Below are 550 nucleotides of genomic sequence, written 5' to 3' on the forward strand. Positions count from 1 at the left end.
GCATAGACGCGGTCGGTGCCGGCGACCACCTGCCGCATCTTGTCCTGCTCCGCAGGTCCGAGCGCGCTTGCGGCGGCGACATCCAGGAACGGCTGCGTGCTGAGCCAGATGYCCTTCTCCGCGATCAGTTTCGCGCTGGCCTCGTCCATGAGGTGACCATGCTCGATGCATCTCACGCCGGCTGCGATCGAGCGCTGGATCGCGACCGGTGTATAGGCGTGCGTGGCGACATAGGTGCCCCAATTGTCGGCGGCCTCGACCGCCGCGCGCAGCTCGGGCTCGGTGAAGGTGGAGACGTCGAGCGGGCTGAAGGGCGAGGCGACGCCGCCGCCCGCCGTGAGCTTGACCTGCGAGGCGCCCTGCATGAGCTGCTCGCGCGCGCGCACGCGCACCTCGTCGGGACTGTCGGCGACCATGCTGCCGCCGGTCAGCTCCATGCGGCTGAGCATGCCGCCGATGGTTCGCGGCAGATCGGAGAGCTGCCGAAAGTCGCCATGGCCGCTGGTGATGGTGATGATGGCACCGGAGGGATAGATGCGCGGACCGGCGA

At 69.0% G+C, this 550-nt stretch carries 1 protein-coding gene; it reads right to left on the bottom strand.

The window, feature by feature from the left end; all coding sequences use genetic code 11:
* Positions 1 to 550 (bottom strand): amidohydrolase family protein (locus tag AC1D00_RS44625; RefSeq protein WP_477015148.1); only part of this gene is annotated, 550 nt, incomplete at both ends.

This window comes from Bradyrhizobium sp. P2_E8, from assembly GCF_056403875.1.